At 71.3% G+C, this 16,583-nt stretch carries 16 protein-coding genes; 9 read left to right on the plus strand and 7 right to left on the minus strand.

Annotation, left to right across the window (positions count from 1 at the left end; translation table 11 throughout):
- Positions 1-64: 64 nt before the first annotated feature.
- The 4 genes from ACWCQ1_RS25255 to ACWCQ1_RS25270 form a co-directional block, all read right to left on the minus strand.
- Positions 65-1,078 (minus strand): sugar ABC transporter substrate-binding protein, encoded by a 1,014-nt coding sequence (locus tag ACWCQ1_RS25255; RefSeq protein ID WP_133041602.1) that lies wholly within the window; start codon positions 1,076-1,078, stop codon positions 65-67.
- A 193-nt stretch (positions 1,079-1,271) separates the two neighbouring features.
- Positions 1,272-2,057, minus strand: coding sequence for an SAM-dependent methyltransferase (locus tag ACWCQ1_RS25260; RefSeq protein ID WP_451027440.1), 786 nt, complete (start codon positions 2,055-2,057; stop codon positions 1,272-1,274).
- A gap of 141 nt (positions 2,058-2,198) precedes the next feature.
- Complete coding sequence (locus ACWCQ1_RS25265; protein WP_133041604.1) at positions 2,199-2,633, minus strand: DUF6114 domain-containing protein; 435 nt, start codon at positions 2,631-2,633, stop codon at positions 2,199-2,201.
- On the minus strand, positions 2,633-3,286 hold the full coding sequence (locus ACWCQ1_RS25270; RefSeq protein ID WP_358598485.1) for a DUF6230 family protein: 654 nt from the start codon (positions 3,284-3,286) through the stop codon (positions 2,633-2,635). The genes ACWCQ1_RS25265 and ACWCQ1_RS25270 overlap by 1 nt, the downstream gene beginning before the upstream one ends.
- Before the next feature lie 679 nt (positions 3,287-3,965).
- Between ACWCQ1_RS25270 and ACWCQ1_RS25275 the strand changes: the two genes are divergently transcribed.
- On the plus strand, positions 3,966-4,619 hold the full coding sequence (locus ACWCQ1_RS25275) for a Tat pathway signal sequence domain protein (protein WP_133041606.1): 654 nt from the start codon (positions 3,966-3,968) through the stop codon (positions 4,617-4,619).
- Positions 4,620-4,637: 18 nt separating this feature from the next.
- Here ACWCQ1_RS25275 and ACWCQ1_RS25280 read toward each other — a convergent pair whose 3' ends face one another.
- Both ACWCQ1_RS25280 and ACWCQ1_RS25285 read right to left on the minus strand, forming a co-directional pair.
- Positions 4,638-5,576 carry a lytic polysaccharide monooxygenase auxiliary activity family 9 protein gene (locus ACWCQ1_RS25280; protein WP_451027441.1) on the minus strand — a complete coding sequence of 313 codons (939 nt, stop codon included), beginning with the start codon at positions 5,574-5,576 and terminating at the stop codon, positions 4,638-4,640.
- Between the two features lie 197 nt (positions 5,577-5,773).
- Complete coding sequence (locus ACWCQ1_RS25285) at positions 5,774-6,418, minus strand: ScbR family autoregulator-binding transcription factor (RefSeq protein ID WP_358598479.1); 645 nt, start codon at positions 6,416-6,418, stop codon at positions 5,774-5,776.
- A gap of 377 nt (positions 6,419-6,795) precedes the next feature.
- Between ACWCQ1_RS25285 and ACWCQ1_RS25290 the strand changes: the two genes are divergently transcribed.
- Positions 6,796-7,443, plus strand: a complete 648-nt coding sequence (locus ACWCQ1_RS25290; RefSeq protein WP_358598476.1) for a ScbR family autoregulator-binding transcription factor — start codon at positions 6,796-6,798, stop codon at positions 7,441-7,443.
- A gap of 22 nt (positions 7,444-7,465) precedes the next feature.
- Positions 7,466-8,647 (plus strand): damage-control phosphatase ARMT1 family protein, encoded by a 1,182-nt coding sequence (locus ACWCQ1_RS25295; RefSeq protein ID WP_451027442.1) that lies wholly within the window; start codon positions 7,466-7,468, stop codon positions 8,645-8,647.
- A gap of 6 nt (positions 8,648-8,653) precedes the next feature.
- Here ACWCQ1_RS25295 and ACWCQ1_RS25300 read toward each other — a convergent pair whose 3' ends face one another.
- Positions 8,654-9,916, minus strand: coding sequence for a cytochrome P450 (locus ACWCQ1_RS25300; protein ID WP_358598819.1), 1,263 nt, complete (start codon positions 9,914-9,916; stop codon positions 8,654-8,656).
- A 130-nt stretch (positions 9,917-10,046) separates the two neighbouring features.
- On the opposite strand from ACWCQ1_RS25300, the gene ACWCQ1_RS25305 reads away from it, so the two are divergent.
- From ACWCQ1_RS25305 to cyc2, 6 genes are all read left to right on the plus strand, one after another.
- Positions 10,047-10,910, plus strand: a complete 864-nt coding sequence (locus ACWCQ1_RS25305; RefSeq protein WP_451027443.1) for a TIGR03619 family F420-dependent LLM class oxidoreductase — start codon at positions 10,047-10,049, stop codon at positions 10,908-10,910.
- Between the two features lie 56 nt (positions 10,911-10,966).
- A complete protein-coding gene (locus ACWCQ1_RS25310; protein WP_358598467.1) occupies positions 10,967-11,938 on the plus strand; it encodes an ABC transporter substrate-binding protein in 972 nt (323 codons plus the stop codon).
- 17 nt (positions 11,939-11,955) lie between these two features.
- The gene (locus ACWCQ1_RS25315) at positions 11,956-12,732 is read left to right on the plus strand and encodes an ABC transporter permease subunit (RefSeq protein ID WP_133041613.1); all 777 of its coding nucleotides are present in this window, start codon (positions 11,956-11,958) and stop codon (positions 12,730-12,732) included.
- Positions 12,729-13,562: an ABC transporter permease gene (locus ACWCQ1_RS25320; RefSeq protein WP_358598461.1), complete on the plus strand. Its 834-nt coding sequence runs from the start codon at positions 12,729-12,731 to the stop codon at positions 13,560-13,562. Before ACWCQ1_RS25315 ends, ACWCQ1_RS25320 begins: the two co-directional genes overlap by 4 nt.
- Positions 13,559-14,311, plus strand: a complete 753-nt coding sequence (locus ACWCQ1_RS25325) for an ABC transporter ATP-binding protein (protein WP_451027444.1) — start codon at positions 13,559-13,561, stop codon at positions 14,309-14,311. The genes ACWCQ1_RS25320 and ACWCQ1_RS25325 overlap by 4 nt, the downstream gene beginning before the upstream one ends.
- A 99-nt stretch (positions 14,312-14,410) precedes the next feature.
- Entirely contained in the window at positions 14,411-16,567 is a 2,157-nt protein-coding gene (gene cyc2, locus ACWCQ1_RS25330) for a germacradienol/geosmin synthase Cyc2 (protein ID WP_451027445.1), read from the plus strand.
- Positions 16,568-16,583: the final 16 nt, after the last annotated feature.

Here is a 16,583-nt window from a genome sequence, read left to right on the forward strand (position 1 = left end):
ACGTGCCACGGGTCTCCGAAATATTTCGCGACATCGGCGTACGAAATGTCGCGCGCCGGGCGGCTCAGCGGGTGCCGCCGTCGGCGAACCGGGCGACGGAGGCGACGTTGGCCTTCGTCACGAACGCCGGGCCGGTGAGCACCGGCGAGACACCGCCGCCGCTGATGTTGCCGTTGGTCCGGTACAGCCACAGCCCGTCCACGGCGAGGTAGCCCTGCAGATACGGCTGTTGATCCACCGCGAACTGCACGTCCCCGCTCTGCACGGCCTTGACCAGGTCCTTGTTGAGATCGAAGGTCGCGACCCCGGCCCGGCTGCCGGCCGTCTGCACCGCCTTGACGGCCAGCATCGCGAACTGGGCGCCGTTGGTGACCACTTCGTCGATGCTCGGGTCCTGCCGCAGCTTGGCGGTGATCGCGGCGGAGGTGGCGGTCGGGTCGGTGCCCTCCACGTAGAGGTTCTCGGTCTGGCCGCCGAAGGTCTTCTTCACTCCGGCACAGCGGGCCTCCAGGCCCACGTTGCCGCGCTCGTGGATGACGCACAGCGCGTGCTTGGCGTCGAGGCCGTTGAGTTTGTCGCCGACGGCCCGCCCGGCGACGCTCTCGTCCTGGCCGAAGAACTCCAGGAGCCCGTCCGGCCGCCAGGAGTCGGTCCCCGAGTTGAGGCCGACGACGGGTATGCCCGCCGACTTGGCCTGGGCGACCGGCCCCCGCATCGCCTGCGGTTTGGCCAGGGTCACGGCGATGCCGTCGACCTTCTCCCGAATGGCGTCGCGCACCAGTTCGGCCTGCCCCGACCCGTCCGGGTCGTTGGTGTACGTCAGATCGACGTCGTCCTTCGAGGCCGCCTCCTCGGCGCCCTTCTTCACCAGGTCCCAGAAGGCGTCGCCCTTCGCGCCGTGCGTGACCATGGCGATCCTGATACGGCCGCCGCTGCCGGCCTTGCCCGCGGAGCCGGCGTCGGACTCCGACTGACCGCCGAAGGCGGAGCACCCCGTCACGAGAAGCCCGACGGCCACCGCGAGGGCGGCGACACGCACGGATCTGTGGGAGGCGGGAGGCGGGGGAGGAGTGTTCATGAGGGTGCGGCACCTCGCTGTGCGGCCGAACTGGAGAAACGGCGAGAGGAGCCCCCGGACGCCGTCCGGCGTGCCGTGCGCCGTCCGGGTGACTCTCGTTGGCCGGAGCCAATCGCGTGTGACCTCCGGTAGTCAAGTGAGCAGCCACTTTCAGTGAGTTGCCGCTGCCGCATCGTGATGAGATGCGTGGCATCTACAGCTTGCGGCCCACCGCCCCGTACATGGCGATGTCCTCGTCGCGGACCGGCTCCGCGGCCGTGCCGTCGGGGTGCCATTTGTGGACCTGGACGATGCCCGGCTCGACGAGGTCGAGGCCCGCGAAGAAGTCCCCGGCCTCGGCGAGGGTGCGCAGCCGCATCGGCATGCCGCGGGCCGCGTACTCCCGGGCGACGCGCCCGACCTCCTCCGGCGCGAAGTCGGCCGTGCCGATGGACATCGCCAGGTAGCTGCCCGCCGGAAGCGGTTCCATGAGCCGGCGGACGATGCCGACGGCGTCGTGCTCGTCGAGCAGGAAGTGGACGATCGCGATGACGGTCAGGGCGACCGGCTCCGACAGGTCCAGGGTCTCGCGGAACGCGGGCGCCTCCAGGACGGCCGCCGGGTCGCGCATGTCCGCCTCGACGTACGCCGCACGGCCCTCGGGCGTGCTGCTGAGCAGTTCCCCGGACAGGGCGAGGACGAGCGGGTCGTTGTCGACGTACACCACTCTCGACGCCGGGGCCGTGGACTGGGCGATCTCGTGGATGTTGGGCGAGGTGGGGATGCCGGAACCGATGTCGAGGAACTGCCGCACCCCCGCCTCCCGGGCCAGCCGGCGCACCGCGCGGTTCATCCAGTCCCGGTTGGCCCGCATGTGGACGGGAAGGGCCGGCCACTCCCGGCACATGGCGTCGCCGGCCTCCCGGTCGGCCGGGTAGTGGTCCTTGCCGCCGAGGATGTAGTCGTAGATCCGCGCCGCGTGGGCCGTACCGGTGTCCATGTCTCTCTCCATGCACCTCCCATCCCACCGTCAACTCCACCTCAACCAGGGAACGTTGGCGCGGAGGCGGACACGACTCGGGCCCCGCGCCCACCACCGTCGTACGACGGTCGAGGCACGGGGTCCTGTCGCTCCGCGGTCCTACAGCTGTACGGCCTCCGCCGAGGACTTCGCTTCCTTCCTGCGCCGTCGCCTGCTGACCCGCGGCTCCTGGTCCGGCAGCCAGCCGAAGGCCATGCAGCTGCCGACGGCGCCGAGGGCCAGGCCGATGAAGAAGCCGCCCAGGTTGGAGGTGAGCCAGGTGCCCAGGGAGGACAGGATGCCGATGATCGAGTAGAACAGCCGCTGCCCCGGGCTGAGGATGGTCAGCAGCCCGCACAGCAGCATCACGGTCGGCAGCAGATACCCGGCCAGGCCCTGCATGCCGATGTGCATGATGACCTTCAACGAGGCCTTCTCGGTGAAGAGGATCTCCGCTCCGCCGAGCGCGAGCAGCAGCCCGCCCCAGAACGGCCGACGGGCCCGCCATCCGTCGAAGGCGGGCCGCCACTCCTGACGTGGAGTGTCCTCGGACATCAGCAACCCGAGTCGCTGAAGCTGAGCTTGAGGCCGGGCAGCTTGAAGACGCCTGCGGTGGTCGCGTAGTTCGTCTGCCGCAGGTTGTCGATGTGCACGGTGTCGGCCTGCTGGCTGAAGACGCCCTCCGGACCCTTCACACCGGCCTTGTTCAGCGTGCTCGCGTCGTTGCCGATCTCGATGTTGTTGAACGAGGCGTCACCGGACAGCTGGGTCGAGTCCGTCGTCAGATTCGTCGCCTGCACCTTGGACGAGCCGCTGCCCGCCTTGATCAGCAGGTTGGTGCCGCCGAGGTCGACGCTCTGGCACAGGCTGTCCAGCGTCGCGTTCTTGATGGCGGAGGTGACGACCAGCACCTGACCGCCGGTGTCACCGGCGTTCGGGCTGTTGTCGATCATGCTGTCGAGCGCGCCGAACTGCTCGAAGCCGGTGCCGTCGAGCGACTTCGCGGTGACCGTGAAGGGCATGCCGGAGATCGAGAAGGACACGCCCAGAGCGCCCTGGGCGGTGAGGATCGCGAGGCCGGCGAGGGCTCCGACGGCGGGGACCGCCATCACCGCGGCGCGGCGCAGCCGGACCCGCCCGCGTCTTGCGGGGTCGGACGAGGAACCGCTTTCCGGGTTCCCGGGTGTGAGGTCGGCGGACGAGGCCATTTCTGCTCCCATGTGCATAGTCAGTGCGGGTTGGGCATCAGCGGCGCGTTGTCCTGGCGCGGACAGCGGCTGCGAGCGCACGCCTCCTCCCAACTCCCGGACGGATGGAAGGGCTTTCTCGTACTCCGCAGTAGCCAACCGGGAAGTTACCCGTGGTTACTTTGGGGGGTCAAGGGAGTTGTGAAAAAAGGATGTTGATTGTGTGCCGCCTGTGGCCCGCCGCTGGCTGGGGCTTTGTCCGGGCGCCGTGCCCTGGCTGTGGAATTCCTTGAACGATCGTCAACTCGCTTTCCAACGCTTGACGTTGACTGACCCTCAGGTCTACAACTCTCCCTGGCTTCCCCCGGATCCGTGGCGCCGGATCCCAGCCACGCGGCACCGTCCGCGTTTCCCGGACCTCAGTTGTCCATCACGGGCGCAGCGCCGCCCGGCACAAACCCTCCACGGCCCGGCACGGGCACTTCCCCCTGGTCCGTCGCCGGGCCGAATCTTCCGTCCGGCCCGGCCGCCGGCCCTCCCCACGGGTCTTCGGCCGGTCACCGGCCGGTCGTCGCTGCCGGTCCGTGACGTACGGAGAAGGCGTCACGGACCGGCAACGGCGAATGGGTACGCGCCTTCGTTTCCAGCCACCCCCCACGTCCCATCACCCCCAACCCCCACTTTCGAAAGAGGCACTCGCATGCGCACTCGCACCCTCCTCACCCTCGTCGGCACCGTCGCCGCCCTCTCCATCCCGGCCGCCATGCCGGCCTCGGCGGCCGACACCCCCGTGCTGACCACCGGCTCCACCGGCGGCACCGCCGTCGCGGTCGGCGACGTCCTCAGCGCGCCGCTGGCCAGCGGCACCTCCGCCACGCTGTACTCCAGCGCGACCGGCACCAGCGGTGTCTCCTGCACGTCCTCGACGTTCACCGCCACGGTCACGGACAACCCCAGCGCCCCCGGCACCGCCACCGAGTCCGTCGGCGCGCAGACCTTCGACAGCAGCAGCTGCACGAGCAACGTCCTCGGCGTGACCGGCGTCACCAGCATCACGGTCGACAACCTGCCGTACACCACCACCGTGGCCTCCGACGGCACGCTCACCGTGACCCCGGCGAGCGGCTCCACCATCCAGACCACGGTCAAGCTGAAGACCCTGCTGGGCTCCATCTCCTGTGTCTACCAGGCCCCCAGCCTGACCGGCACCACCAGCAACACCGACGCCAGCATCAACTTCACCAACCAGCAGTTCACCAAGACGTCCGGCTCGTCGCTCTGCTTCAGCAGCGGCTACTTCACCGCCAAGTACGCCCCGGTGACGGACAACGGCGCGACGGTCTACGTCAACTGACCCTCGCAGCCCCTTAGTTCAGCGTCGACGCAGACGCAGGGCCAGGGCGGCGCCCCCGGTGAGCACCAGCACCGCGGCGGCGCCGCCCGCCATCATGGGCGCGGACGGACCCGAGTCGGCGGTCTCGGTGGCGGCGACGGGGGTGCTGTCGGGCTGCGACGGCGCCGCGCTCTCCGCCGCGGCCGTCGTCGTCCGCTGCGCGGGACTCGCCGACGTGCGCGGCTTCCGGGCCGTCGGCGCGGGTGTCGCGCTCGCGGTCCGGCCGCCGCCGCTTGACGCGGGCGCCGAGGCCGAGGCCCCCGAACCGCTGCTGCTCGCCCCCGGGAACACCACGTCCGAGCAGGAGTAGTACGTGTCGGGCGTGCTGCTGGTCTGCCAGACCGTGAAGAGGACCTGACGTCCGGTGCGGTTCGCCGGGAGCTTCGCGGTGAAGTGGTAGGCACCGCCGGTCAGGGCCGGGTCCTTGACCGAGGCGAACGGCTGGGCCGGCAGGTCGGACCAGGTCAGCGGCTTCGTCGGGTCGTACCCCGGCTTGGTGAGATAGAGCCGGAAGGTGCCCGCGTGCGGGATCGGCGCGGCGTACGTCATGCTCAGCGTCGCGCCCGGCTTCAGGCGCGTCGACGGCCAGTCGGAGCGGGCGAGGTCGAGGCCCTTGAACTCCGCCAGTCCGCCGCTGCACAGCTTTCCGTCCGGGATGGTCTGCCGGTCGCGGCCGTTCACGTCCGAGACCCGTACGTCGTCCCAGAAGGTGAACGGGGCGCCGTTGGCCGCCACCGCCGCCTTGCAGGCCGCCGTCCTGGCGTTCGCCCCGCCGTCCGGCGAGCAGGCGTAGCCCCGGCTGACCGGAGCAGTCGGCGCGCCGTGCGCCTGCGCCGGGCCGGCCGCCCACAGCGGCAGCAGGAACGGGGTCACGACGGCGGCCGCCAGGGCGGTGCGGTATGCGGTCATCCGGACCATCCGGAACGTCTCCTCGGCCGACACGGGAACGGGCTGCTCCCACGGAGTACGGGAAACCGGCGCGGCGCGTTCAGGGTGGGGAGGCGGGACCTTCGACGGGTGGGCCGGTGCGAATGGGGCCGGCCCGTCCGCCCTCCGGGCTCGGTGGTATGTGACATAGCACTGAACGTCTCAGTGCTATGTCACATACCACCACCTCAGGAGGCGCGCGACGCGAGTGACGCCAGTACCCGTGGCCCCCGGTCCGGCGCGGTGTCGATGCGGGGGAGCAGGCCCGGTACCGCGATGCTCGGCAGTACGTGGGCCCACAGGACCGAGATCCGCTGCGCGAGGTCGCCCCTGCCGGTCAGCGCCCGGGACAGCAACTGGATCCCCGCGAAGGCGCCGACCACCAGCTCGGCCGTGTCCCCGGGTTCCACCGACGGCAGCAACTCCCCCTGAGTACGCGCCTGTTGCAGCAGACACACCAGTCGGTCGGTCCACTGCCGGAACGGCCCGCTGTGCTCGACCCCGGGCACGCTGCGATCCACGGCGAGTCGGACGCCGCCCTTCAGCAGCGCGTCGTCGAGCAGGTGCTGACCGAAGACGAAGGTGACGTCGACGATCTCCTGCAGCTTGCACCGCTGCGGCGGAACGGCACCGACGGGCAGCGGCTCGTCCAGCACGGCTCGGGCCAGCGACTCCTTGGAGGGGAAGTGGAAGTACAGGGCGCCCTTGGTCACTTCGGCCCGTGCCAGCACCATCGCGATGGTCGTGGACGTGTAGCCGTGCTCGTCGAAGACCGCGCCCGCGGCCTCGAGGATCGTCCGGCGGGTCCGGACGGCGCGCTCCTGTCTCGCCATAAGTGCCCCTCTGCTGAGCCGAGTTGGCAGTCACTCTCGTCTCATTGGCAAACCAACCGGTCGCCTCGTACTGTAGGCCCTGCGTCCGCTGTGGGGGGATCGAGGAGGGACATGCCTCAACCGACCCTGACGGTCGCCGTCCACCGGCGTCCCGTACGCGGCGGTGACACGTGTCGCGGCAGGTTCCCGTGGTGTGTCCGTACCGCGCGTTCTGTTTTCCTCGGCGATGCCCGGCTTGCGCCCAACTCCCGCCCGGGCAGGGCCGGTCGACGTTCTCGGGGTGCGCCGTCGGCGCCGTCGTACGGTGAGATATCGTGTACGGGGAGTGAGAAACATACTGCACGACCCGTTTTCCCAGTCCCAGGAGTGTTCAGCCGATGGCGAGGCAGTTACGCGCCGAACAGACCCGCGCGACGATCATCACGGCCGCAGCAGAACTGTTCGACCGTCACGGCTATGAATCGACCAGCCTGAGCGACATCGTGGAGCATGCCCAAGTCACCAAGGGCGCCCTGTACTTCCACTTCGCGGCCAAGGAGGATCTGGCCCACGCCATCATGGAGCTCCAGTCCAGGGCCTCGCGCGAGATCGCGGGGGAACTGGAGAGCCGGGGCTACTCCTCCCTCGAGACCCTGATCCGCATCACCTTCCGTATCTCCCGCATGTCCGTCGAGGGACCCATCCAGCGGGCCGGACTCCGCCTCGCGACCGGCGCCATAGAGGTGCGCCCGCCGCTGGCCCACCCCTTCACCGAGTGGCGTGAGCTCGCCTCCCGCAAGCTGCACGGCGCGGTCAGGGAGTCCGACATCCACCCGGACATCGATATCGAGGCCACCGCCCACGCCCTGGTCAGCTGGTTCGTCGGAACCCGCGTCGTCGGCCGTCACCTGGAACCGGTCGCCCGCCAGCCGCGCCGCGTCGCCGAGATGTGGCACGTCATGATCCGCGGCCTGGTCCCGGTCACCCGCCGCGCCCGCTATCTGAACCTCACCGCACGCCTGGAGCGGGAGATCAGGACCGCCTGACCCGCGCGGTACGGTGAGGCGCATGCCCGACACCCCGTCCGCGCCGCCCGTGATCCTCGGCAACGAGCCGGGCTCCTTCCCCTACGGCGTTCTCGCCGAGCGGCACCCCGCGATCATCCGGCAGGTCCGGGAGGCCTTCCCGTACGACCCCGCCCGGCACCGCGCCCTCGACGCCCTGCTGGAGAGCTGCACCAAGGGCGTCGTCGAACCGCTCCCGCCCGACGCCCACGACCGTGACCGCTGGACGCGCTGGGGCCTCGACGCGTACGTCGGCCATTCCTGGTTCGACCTCCCCTGGCTCTGGTCCGAGAGCTACTTCTACCGCCAACTCCTCGACGCCGTCGGCTACTTCACCGAGGGACCCTGGCAGGGCATCGACCCCTTCCGCCCCTCCAAACTGGCCGAGCTGGACGCCCCGGAGACGACGGAGGAACTGACCGCACTCGACCGCCTCGCCGACCTGCCGCCCGCCGAACAGGCACAGGCCCTGCTGCACGGCTCCCTCTGGGGCAACCGCGCCGACCTCGGCTTCCGCCTCTCCGACGCGAGCGCCGGCGCCAAGGAGGCCGCGCCCGGCCTGGTCGCCGACGACAGCGACCTGCTCTGGTCCCTGCTCCCGCCCTCCGGCGCCGCCACCCTGTCCCTGATCGCCGACAACGCGGGCCGCGAACTCATCCCCGACCTGCTCCTCATCGCCCACCTCCTCCGGAGCGGCCAGGTGCGGCGGGCGTTCCTGCACGTCAAGCCGTACCCGTACTACGTCTCCGACGCGACGACCACCGACGTGCTCGACGCGCTGCGGCGACTGACCGGGGCGGAGGGCGCGGCGGCCGCGTACGGCGGGGTGCTGTGGGCGGCGATGACCGACGGGCGCCTCGTCCTGCGCGCCCACCCCTTCGCCGCCGCCCCGCTGCCCTTCGCCGAGCTGCCCGCCGACCTCCGCGACGACCTCGCCCCGAGCGTCCTGACGATCGTCAAGGGCGACCTCAACTACCGTCGCCTGGTGGGCGACCGCCGCTGGCCGCCCACCACCCCGTTCGCCGGGGTCACCACTCACTTCCCCACCCCGGTGGCGGCTCTGCGCACCCTGAAGTCCGACGTGATCACCGGTCTGGCCGCGGAGACGGAGTCCGCCCTGGTGGCGGCGGAGGGGCAGCGCTGGCGGACCGGCGGGACCCACGCGCTGATCCAGGTGCGCACCTGATCCGCCTCAGCACACCTGCGTGGGCAGCGACTTGATGCCGTTGATGAAGTTCGACACCAGTCGCCGGGCCGGTCCGGCCGGGCGCAGGACCGGCAGGGCGTGCAGTGCCTCGGAGTAGAGGACCCGCAGTTGCAGCCGGGCGAAGTGGGCGCCCAGACAGACGTGGGGGCCGTCGCCGAAGGAGACGTGCGGGTTCGGGGTGCGGGCGAGATCGAGACGGTCGGGGTCGGTGAAGACCCGCTCGTCGTGGTTGGCGGAGGCGTGGAAGACGACCACCTTGTCACCGGCGCGGATGCGTCGGCCGGCGAGGGTGGTGTCCTGAGCGGCGGTCCGGCGGAAGGTGAGCACGGGCGGATGCAGGCGCAGCAACTCCTCAACGGCGACCGTCAGTTCGGCCTTTCCCGCGCGGAGTCGCTCGTACGCCTCCGGGTGCTCGGCCAGGATCAGCAGGCCGCCCGGGGCCGCGCTGCGTACGGTGTCGTTGCCCGCGACCGTGAGCAGGAAGAAGAACATCTCCAGTTCCGTGTCGGCGAGTTCGGGCTCGTGGGCGAGCGTCGTCATCACGTCGTCGGCGGGACGGCGGCGTTTGTGGGCTGCCAGCCGCTGGGCGTAGGCGAACATGTCGGCCAGGGCGGCGGGGGAGCGGGGGTCGACCGGCTTGCCCGCCGCGTCGAGCGTGGGGGGACCGGCCTCGTCCGGGTCCTGGTAGCCGATGACGCGCCGGGTCCAGTGCAGCAGCAGATCCCGGTCGGAGTCCGGGACGCCGAGCAGGTCGGACAGGTTGAGCAGCGCGTAGTCGTCGGTGACGGCGGCGACGAGGTCCACGGTGCCGTCCGTCGCCCGCGCCGCCCGCAGGGCCTCGCCGAGCAGCGTGCGGGCCCGCTCCCGGGCGACGGCGGTGAACCGGTCGACACGGCCCGGGGTGAACGCACGGCTGACCAGACGCCGCAACCGGCCGTGCCCCGGCGGATCCTGATTGAGCATCATGCGCCGGATGAACGGCAGATCGGCGGGATCGGGGTCGCGGATCTGCGTGGCGCCGAGATGGGAGGAGTACGTCCCCGAGTCCTTCAGTACACGGACGACGTCCGCGTGCCGGGTCACCGCCCAGAACCCGGGACCGGCCGGCCAGCCCAGCACCTCCGGCTCCTCCTGCCAGGCCACGGGGTGATGGTCGCGCAGCACGCGGTAGGCGTCGTAGGGCACGCCCGCGGCATGGCGCCGCGGATCGAAGACGTCCGGGACGGGCGGGGCCTCGCGCATGGTCATGCGACCACGGTGACCGCGCGAGCGGGGGCCGGGCAAGGGAACGCGCGCGGCGCACGCGTTGTTGCGCTTGTCGCCGGGCCGCTCACCGGCTCGGGTGTCCGCGTTGCCGTACGAGGGGAGACCGAACGACATGCTGCGTATCGGAGTGGCACCGCACCGTCTGTGGCCCGCGCGGGAGGAGGAGGTCGACGGCGTGCTGGAGACCTCCCGCACCGCCGAGCGGCTGGGCTTCGACCATGTCTTCGTCAGCGGTCACGCGCTCGCCGGCGAGACCGGGGTGACCCCCGACCCGCTGGTGACCCTGGCCGCGGTGGCCGGGGCGACCACCCGGGTCGGCCTGGTGACCAGCGTGCTCGTGCTGCCGCTGTACGACCCGGTCCTCCTCGCCCATCAGACGGCCACCCTCGACCGGCTCTCCGGGGGCCGCTTCACCCTGGGCGTCGGCACCGGCTGGGACCAGCGGGAGTTCGAGGCCGTCGGCGTGCCCTTCGCCGGGCGGGGCCGGCGGGCGGACGAACAGCTGTCCGCCGTACGGGCGTTGTGGCGCGACGAAGCTGAGGTACGGCTCGGTGTGCGGCCGCGCACCGAGTCGGGGCCGGCCGTGTGGGTGGGCGGCCAGAGCGATGCGGCACTGCGCCGGGCACTGCGGTACGGCGACGCCTGGCACGGCGCCGGGCTCGACGCGGCCGGGCTGCGGGCGGTGCGCGAGCGGCTCGGAGCGCTCGGGGACGCCGCCGGCCGGGATCCGCGGACGCTGGGGCTGACGGCGGGGCTCTCGCTCGTACCGCCGGGGTTCACGGCTGCCGTACAGGCGCCGGGGCGCCTGCTGGGCGGCCCCGACGCGAGCGCGGAGAGCGTACGTGACGAGCTCGGGGCGCTGGCCGAGGCGGGGCTCTCCGTCTGCTCGCTGTGGCTGCCGGTCGCCACGGAGGCGCTGCCCGACGCCCTCGGGTGGGTGGCCGAGGAGATCCTTTCGCATTTCTCCAAAGAGTGATGCTTCGACGCCTTCTTATGTGGTGATCATGACAATTCCCTGATAGTCATGCCCGTATGGCGTTACGTCGATTGCGGCCGGGAATCGGAAAGCCGGCGGTCGTCCTGGCCGCCCTGACACTGCTTCTCGCCGGCTGCGGCGACAAAGGGGGCTCCACGACGACGGGCGGGGGCCGCACGAGGATCACCGTCGCCGCCCTGCCCCTGACGGACACGGCGGCGGTCTATCTCGCCCGCGACCGCGGACTGTTCGAGAAGGCGGGGCTGGACGTCACCGTCCAGCCCGTCCAGCAGAGCATCCAGGCGCTGCCCGCCCTGGCCAACGGACAGGTCGACGTGATCGCCGGAGCGAACTACGTGACCTTCCTGCAGGCCGACGAGAAGGGCACGCTCGACGTACGCGTCCTCGCCGAGGGGGTGCGGACCGCGCCGCACATGATGGACGTCCTGGTGCCGAAGGACTCCGGCATCAAGACCCTCGCCGGTCTCGCGGGCCGCACGGTCGCCGTCAACATCCTCAACAACATCCAGTCGCTCACCCTGAACGCGATCCTCGACCAGCGGGGCGTCGGACGGCCGGTGTACCGGCAGATCGCCTTCCCCCAGATGGGGCCCGCCCTGCAGCGGGGACAGGTGGACGCCGTACACGCCGTGGAGCCCTTCGACAGCGCGATCCAGGGGCAGTTGAAGGCACGGGTGCTGCTCGACGGGGCGTCGGCGCCCGTCGGGTCGATGCCCATCAGCGGGTACGTCACGACACGGAGGTTCGCCGAAGGTCACCCGGGGGCGGCCGCCGCGTTCCGGCGTGCCGTCGAGGCCGCCTCGAAGATCGCCGCGTCCGATCCCTCGGCCGTACGGGCCGAACTCCCCAAGTACACCAAGGTGACCGCGGACCAGGCCACGTCGATCGGCCTGCCGACGTACGCGACGGCCACGGACATCGCACAGCTGCGGCGGCTGACCGAACTCATGCGGAAACAGGGGCTGTTGAAGAAGTCGATCGATCCGGCGACGTTGCTGGTCAAGTGAGGCGAAGGCGGCGGGAATTGAAGCGACGTCAGGAGCTGGCGCTGGGTGGCCTCGGTGTGCTGCTGGCGTTCGGCGCCTGCGAGGCGGTGGGCCGCGCGGGGATCGTCCGGCGCGGCTATCTGCCCCCGGCCTCCGAAGTGCTCGCCCGCGCGGTGGAGTTGGCGGGCGACAGCGCCTTTCTCACCGGGATCGGCGCGACACTGCGGGCGTGGGCGCTGGGGCTCGGCCTGGCGATCGTGCTGGCGGTGCCGCTCGGCCTGCTGCTCGGCAGCGTGCCGATCGTCGACTCGGCGGTCCGGGTGATCGTCGAGTTCCTGCGGCCGTTGCCCTCCGTGGCGTTGATCCCTCTGGTGTCCCTGCTGCTCGGCACGGGCACGGAGACCAAGGTGGCGCTGATCGTGTACGCGTCGGTGTGGCCGATCCTCCTCAACACGATCCACGGGCTCGGCGAGACCGACCCGCTGGCCAAGGACACCTTGCGCGCCTTCGGCTTCGGCCGCCTCTCCGTCCTCCTGCGCGTCGAACTCCCCGCCACGGCGCCGTTCATCGCGGCCGGCGTCCGGATCTCGGCGGCGATCGCGCTGATCCTCGCCGTCGCCACCGAGATCCTCTCCGGCTTCGGTGAGGGCCTCGGCATCTTCATGGCCCAGGCCTCCCTCGCCACGGACGGCACCCGCGACGTCCTCGCGGGCGTGCTCTGGGCGGGCACCATCGGCCTGGCGATCAACAGCGTCCTGGTCCGGGCGGAACGCCGGTTGTTCCCGTGGACACCGGATCGGAGGGCGGCTGCGTGAGCGGAGGACGGGGGACGGTCGGCCACCCCCACCCCGCCGCACGCCCCGCGTTCTCCTGGCGGCACGCGGCGCTGCGGCTGGTGGTGCTGCTCGTCGCCCTCGGCGCCTGGCAGTGGGGCGCCCAGGCCCGTGGGAGTGTGTACTTTCCGCCGCCGAGCCGTATCGCCCTCCGCGCGCAGGAGTTGTGGTTCTCGGGGCCCGCCCGGCACGCGTTCCTCAGCGCGGCCGGGATCGGGGACGTGCTGCCGAGTCTCGGGCGGATGGCGGCCGGATTCGGGATCGCGGCCGTCGGCGGGATCGCGGCAGGCGTGCTGGTGGGCCGCTCGGCATGGGCGTACGCGCTGTGCAACCCGGTGCTCCAGTTCGCCCGCGCCGTACCGCCCCCGGCGCTCGTGCCCGTCTTCGTCGTCGTGTTCGCCTTCGGCGCGCCGATGCAGATCGCCTCGATCGCGTTCAGCGCCGTGTGGCCCGTCCTCATCAACACCGCCGAGGGCGTCCGCGCCACCGACCCCCTGCGCCTCGACGTCGCCGCCGTCCTGCGCCTGAACCCCTTGGAACGGCTCCGCTTCCTGCTCCTGCCCTCCGCGCTGCCCCACATCTTCGCCGGACTGCGCCTGAGCCTGTCCCTCTCCCTCATCCTCATGGTGTTCTCGGAACTCCTCCCCGGCACCGCCAACGGCATCGGCTTCACCCTCACCGACGCCCAGTCCCGCTCCGACCTGCTCACCGTGTGGGCGGCACTCCTCCTCCTCGGCGTCCTCGGCCACCTCCTCAACACCGCCCTCCTGGCCGTCGAACGACGGATGACCGGGAGAAGGAGACCCACGTGACCCTCCGCCTCGACGCCCTCGGCCAGCGCTACGGCGACCACCACGTCCTGCACGACATCACCCTCACCGTCCCCGACGGCCAACTGCTGTGCGTCGTGGGCCCGTCGGGCTGCGGCAAGTCCACACTGCTGCGCACCGTCGCCGGCCTCCAGCCGGCCCGCGAGGGCACCATCACCCTGGACGACGTGCCCGTCACCGGTGTACCCGACCATCTCGCCGTCGTCTTCCAGGACTACGGCCGCTCCCTCTTCCCCTGGCTCACGGTCCGCGACAACGTGGCGCTCCCGCTGCGCCGCCGCGGCCTCGCCCGGGCCGCTCGACGGGCCGAGGCCGACCGCATCCTGGAGCGCGTCGGCCTGGACGGCGCCGCCCGCCGCCACCCCTGGCAGCTCTCCGGCGGCATGCAGCAACGCGTCGCCATCGCCCGCGCCCTGGTCTGCCGTCCCTCGCTGCTGCTGATGGACGAGCCCTTCGGCTCCCTGGACGCCCAGACCCGCGAGGACCTGGAGGACCTCCTCCTCGAGGTGCACCGCACCGACGCCACCACCATCGTGTTCGTCACCCACGACATCGACGAGAGCGTCTACGTCGGCGACCGCGTCGTCGTCCTCTCGCCGGGCCCCGCCTCCCGCGTCGTCCTCGACCTCCCCGTCGGACTCCCCGGCAAGCGCGACCAGATCGGCACCCGCGGCCTGCCGGAGTTCGTCATGCTGCGGGCGGAGGTGGGGCGGGCCGTGCGGGGAGCGTGAACCCCTGCCCGGTTCCCGGATTCCCCGTCGGTTCACGCGATGGTGTGATCATGTCCCGGCTCGCGGATGCCCCCCGAGGGCCCTGGGTAGGGCCCGGCCATGACGCAGCAGCCCTTCGAACTCCCGCACTTCTACATGCCGTACCCCGCGCGGCTGAACCCGCATGTCGACGAGGCGCGTGCCCACTCGACGGCGTGGGCACGCGAGATGGGCATGCTGGAGGGATCCGGGGTCTGGGAGCAGTCCGACCTCGACGCGCACGACTACGGACTGCTGTGCGCCTACACCCACCCCGACTGCGACGGCCCGGCGCTGTCCCTGATCACCGACTGGTACGTGTGGGTGTTCTTCTTCGACGACCACTTCCTGGAGACCTTCAAGCGCACCCAGGACCGCGCCGGCGGCAAGGCCTATCTGGACCGGCTGCCGCTGTTCATGCCGATGGACCCGGCGACCCCCGTGCCCGAGCCGCGGAACCCGGTCGAGGCGGGCCTCGCGGACCTGTGGACGCGCACGGTGCCGTCGATGTCCGCCGACTGGCGCCGCCGTTTCGCGGTGGCGACCGAGCACCTGCTGAACGAGTCCCTGTGGGAGCTGTCCAACATCAACGAGGGCCGGATCGCCAACCCGGTCGAGTACATCGAGATGCGCCGCAAGGTCGGCGGCGCGCCCTGGTCGGCGGGCCTCGTGGAGTACGCGACGGCCGAGGTCCCGGCGTCGGTCGCCGCGTCGAGGCCGCTGCGGGTGCTGATGGAGACCTTCTCCGACGCCGTTCATCTGCGCAACGACCTCTTCTCCTACCAGCGCGAGGTCGAGGACGAGGGCGAGCTCAGCAACGGCGTGCTGGTCCTGGAGACCTTCTTCGGCTGCACCACCCAGGAGGCCGCCGACACCGTCAACGACGTCCTGACCTCCCGTCTGCACCAGTTCGAGCACACCGCGCTCACCGAGGTCCCCGCGCTCGCCCTGGACCAGGGCCTCACCCCGCCCGAGGTCGCCGCCGTCGCCCGGTACGCCCAAGGCCTGCAGGACTGGCAGTCCGGCGGCCACGAGTGGCACATGCGCTCCAGCCGGTACATGAACGCACGCGCGCGTGCCGCCCGTCCCTGGCACGGCCCCACCGGCCCCGGCAGCTCCGCCGCCGACGTCGGCGCGCTGCTCGCCGCGGCCGGCGCCGAGCGCCTGCGCGCGTACACGCACGTGCCGTACCAGAAGGTCGGACCGTCCCTTCTGCCGGACTTCTGCATGCCCTTCCAGGTCGAGCTGAGCCCGCACCTGCCCGGCGCCCGCGAACGCCTCACCGGCTGGATGCACCGCATGGGCATGCTGCACGAGGGCGTCTGGGACGAGGACAGGCTCGCCGCCGCCGACCTCCCGCTGTGCGCCGCCGGCCTCGATCCCGACGCCACGCCCGAGGCCCTCGACCTTGCCTCCCAGTGGCTCGCCTGGGGCACGTACGGCGACGACTACTACCCCCTGGTCCACGGCCGCCGCCACGACCTGGCCGCCGCCCGCCTCACCACCCGGCGCCTGGCGGCTTGCATGCCGGTCGACGGCGAACCGGTCCTCGTCCCGGCCAACGGCATGGAGCGCGGACTGGTCGACCTGTGGGCGCGCACCACGGCGGAGATGACCCCCGGCCAGAGGCGTTTCCTCAAGGACGCGGTGAACGCCATGACCGAGAGCTGGGTGTGGGAGCTGTCCAACCAGCTGCAGAATCGCATCCCCGACCCGGTCGACTACCTGGAGATGCGCCGCGCCACCTTCGGCTCCGACCTCACCCTCAGCCTGTGCCGCATGGGGCACGGCCCCGCCGTATCGCCCGAGGTCTACCGCAGCGGCCCCGTCCGCTCCCTGGAGAACGCCGCCGTCGACTACGCCTGCCTCCTCAACGACGTCTTCTCGTACCAGAAGGAGATCGAGTACGAGGGCGAGATCCACAACGCGATCCTCGTCGTGCAGAACTTCTTCGGCATCGACTACCCGACCGCGCTGACGGTCGTCCACGACCTCATGACCCAGCGCATGCGCCAGTTCCAGCACGTCGCCGCCCACGAACTGCCCGTCGTCTACGACGACTTCGACCTGTCGGACCAGGCCCGCGAGGTCATGCGCGGCTATGTGGCCGACCTGGAGAACTGGATGGCCGGCATCCTCAACTGGCACCGCTCCGTGGACCGTTACAAGGCGGACCACCTCGCCCGACGCACCCACGGCTTCCTGCCCGATCCGCGAGCCGCTGTCACCGTCCACTGAAACTTTTCGTGCGGAA

It is taken from the genome of Streptomyces sp. NPDC002144, assembly GCF_053593695.1.